Genomic DNA, 3,563 nt, shown 5'->3' with positions numbered 1-3,563 from the left:
GCCGCGGAAACGTGGATTTGTTTCATTTTTATGCCTCGCTAGTTTTTATAAAGTCAATTATTACTGTTTTTTCCCATTTTGTCAGTGCGTGTTATAAAATCGTTGAAAAGCTCATCTGGAACGCGGTTTTGAAGTGCGAATCTCATTGTGATTGGCTTGTTGCCTTCCGCACTGTCCGGAAAAGTTGAGACCTGCCCAAGATAAATGAACGGCTGAGTTATGTTTTCTACTTTTTCAAATTTGCGCACAAAAAGATGAAGGCGGATTTTCCTTTCTATATTGCGGATTAGGTTCTGTCCGACTTCAGAATTTTGCGTTGTGCTGTTTGGCGACTGCCACTGAAAATGTTCCGGCGTTATGAATTTGTCAGCATAATTTATGGAATCCTTTATGTCTGCGTCCTTGTGCAAATTCACAAACAGAAAATAGTCCGGCTTTGCAGAAGTTATAAGTCCTTGTCCGCGGAATGAAGAATGAATTTTTGTGTAGTTGCATAAAAGAGCCGCGTCGCGCATCGTGTATTTTTGGTAGAGCCTTAAAAAGGGCAAAGTTCCGCTTTCAGAATAATCATCTGATCCGAATTCATTTTGATAGCGCAAAAGGTTGTATTGAATCAAGTCTTCCAGCCAAAGCTTCTTTTGTGCGGAAAATCTTGAGTTTTCAAGTGAGTTAACCGTGTTTTTGTTGAACGAAACTGAATCTCCATCAAAATTAAAAATCGCCTTTTCGTAGCGTGTTTTTTCGCTTGAGTCAAAATATGCTCCGCTAAGCGTCTGGCAGGCGTGAACTACAGAAGTTTTATTCACAAAAGAAAGATATTTTTTTGCCTTTTCTGCAATTTCATCAACAGAAGCAAAGTTGTTTTTGGAATTAAAAACCGTTTCCGCGATAATCCATTCTTCTGCGCGTCTTGCAGGCGAATAAAAGCTTAGAAGCTGCATAATCTGCCTGAAAGATTCGTCTTCGTTCATTAAAGAAAATTCAGGGTGGCTTTCTTTTTCAATGTACGCGGCAAAATCAAAATATGTCTTGTAGTTCGGACTGAAAACCGTGAACCGCACAGGATCAATGCTTCCGTCATGCTTTAGATAATCAACAAGAAACGGAACTTTTCCACCGCATACATGCTTGAACGAAAGGTAAGATTCCTTCATATATTTTAACGACATGAATTTTTCGTTTTCAAGCTGGCGCAGAATCTGTTCCTTTGTGATTTTGTCCATGTGGATGTAAGTTCCGTTCGGCAGGTCTGCAAAATCATTTGCAACTTCAAGCTTCAAGGAGTCGCGGTCGTAGTCCTGTTTTCCGTTCATGGCAATCGCCATCAGAAAAGATTTTTTGTAGTTCCCGATAAAATCAAGGACCGTTACAAATTCCTTGCCGTCCAGTTTGCGCAAGCCTCTTCCGAGCTGCTGGATAAAAATTATTGAAGATTCGGTCGGGCGCAGAAGCAGAACTGTGTTTACGGACGGAATGTCGATTCCTTCATTGAAAATATCGACTGAAAAAATGTATTGAAGAGGAGAGTTGTCATCTTCTAAAAGACGTGCGTATTTTTCACGGACTTCAACGCTGTCATCTCCTGAAAGTGCGACGGCAATCTGACCGTTGTTTTTGGAAAGTCTCTTGTTGAATTCTTCCGCCATATATTTTGCGTGTTTTACAGTCGCGCAGAATCCAAGCGCCTTCTGTTTTTCACCGTCATGCCCGTAGAAATTTATTTTCTCTATGATGTAATCAACGCGCCGGTTCACCATTAGCATATTTGCAATTTCTTCTATATATTCGCTTGTTCCTGGTTCAGCCTTGATTTTTGAATAGTCGATTCCTTCCGCATCTGTAAGCCCAAAATAGTGAAAAGGGCAGACTAAATCATTAGAAAGTGCGTCCCGCAACCGGATTTCCACAGCGACATTGTTGTCAAAAATTGAATATATGTCGCCATTGTCGCTTCGTTCTGGAGTTGCCGTAAGTCCGAGCAGAAAATTCGGAGTAAAATGCGCAAGGATACTTTTGTAGCTTTCGCTTGACGCATGATGAGCTTCGTCCAAAACGATATAGTCAAAAGCATCTTTGTTAAATTCATTGTAATGCCGGCTTAAAGTATCGCGGGTTGCAAAAAGGTACTTGCAGTTTTTATCTTTCTGGTTTCCTGTGAAAAATCCTGAGGAATAATTTTCTTCTGTTGCGGAGCAGATTGTGTCAAAAGATTCCTTCGCCTTTTTCAGAATGTCCTCGCGGTGAACAATAAAAAGCAGATGCTTGGGTTTTACCTGCAGCGCGTCAAAGACTGACATGTAGGTTTTTCCGCTTCCAGTTGCGGCGATTGCAAGCGCTTTTTTTGCTCCTGTTTTTCTAAGCCTGTCAAGTTTTACAATCGCTTCAGCCTGCATTTTGTTCGGCTGGATTATGGACGGAGAATTTTCATCTGTAAAACTGTTGTATGAAAATAAAAGTTTTGATTCCTGTTTTTGCTGGCGCTTTACTTTTGAAAGATAGTCGCGGTAAGAAATCAAAAATTCATCGGAATATTCTTTTGCCCATGGGCTTTTCCAGAGAGTTTCAAATTCGTCAAGAACAGATTTGGTAAAAATTCCAGGTTCTTGTCGCTCGCCGCAGTTTTCGTTTTGAAGAACGTTCCATTCAACATTCGTCTTTAGCGCGCGTCCTGTTATGTTTGAAGAGCCGATTATGACAGTCCATTTTTCTGATTCAGTGCTGCTTTTGTGGAACAGATAGCCTTTTGCATGAAACCCGTCGTTTTGTGTCGGCGGAACATAAATTTTAAGATGGATATTTTTGAATTTGGAAAGCCGCTCAAGAACTTGCGGACTGGTCATTTCCTTGTAGGTTGTTGTAAGAATCTCGCCGCGGATATTTTGTTTTTCAAGACCCTCCAGCGTTTCAAGCAGAACCTGCAATCCTCCGTAAGTGATGAACGCCACGCTTATTTTGAACTGGGAGCAGCTGTTAAGATTTTCAATAAGCTCGTTGTAAAAACTGCGGACAGGTCCGTTTGTGATAAGGATAGATTCTTCCATAATGTTTCCAGTATCCTTATTTTGTAATGAAAAAGCGTCCCGAAAAAGGTTCGTTTTTTGGAGCAGGTCAGGACTGCTTTGGGCATGAAAAAAACTTGATAAATAGAATAGACAAAATTTTCTTCCGAATACCCATTTTACAGCGAGGAGAATCAGAAACGGCTTGAACTTTCAATTCAGCACGCAAAAGAAGGAAAACTTACAGAACACAAACTTATTGAGGAATAAACTTTCACTTTCCCCTAGAAAAATGTGATTACTCCTTTAATATTCCCCTAGAAAAATGTAATTGAAAATCTAAAAAAAACGCTATATTATAGTTAAGAATAATAGTCTAAAGAAGGGAATAAGATAAAAACAGCCGAAACTGGCGTCTGTTTTTATCTTTACAAGTTTGCGTTGCAAACTTCATTATCAACTGTTGTTTCTCACTTCGTTGTGAAACAACTTAAAAAGTCGAATCGGAAATTGATATTTCCTCATTGACTTTTTATGGGGGCATTTTATGGAAAGTTCAAATGT

At 39.9% G+C, this 3,563-nt stretch carries 1 protein-coding gene; it reads right to left on the bottom strand.

Going from position 1 to position 3,563, the window contains the following annotated elements:
• Nucleotides 1-53: 53 nt before the first annotated feature.
• Nucleotides 54-3,041, bottom strand: a complete 2,988-nt coding sequence (locus B4C08_RS01065) for a DUF3427 domain-containing protein (RefSeq protein ID WP_296662204.1) — start codon at nucleotides 3,039-3,041, stop codon at nucleotides 54-56.
• Nucleotides 3,042-3,563: the final 522 nt, after the last annotated feature.

Source organism: Treponema sp. UBA753 (assembly GCF_002297325.1).
Taxonomy (GTDB): Bacteria; Spirochaetota; Spirochaetia; order Treponematales; family Treponemataceae; genus Treponema_D.
The sequence above is the reverse complement of the archived record's forward strand: the minus strand, read 5'-3'. Positions and strand labels throughout refer to the sequence as shown.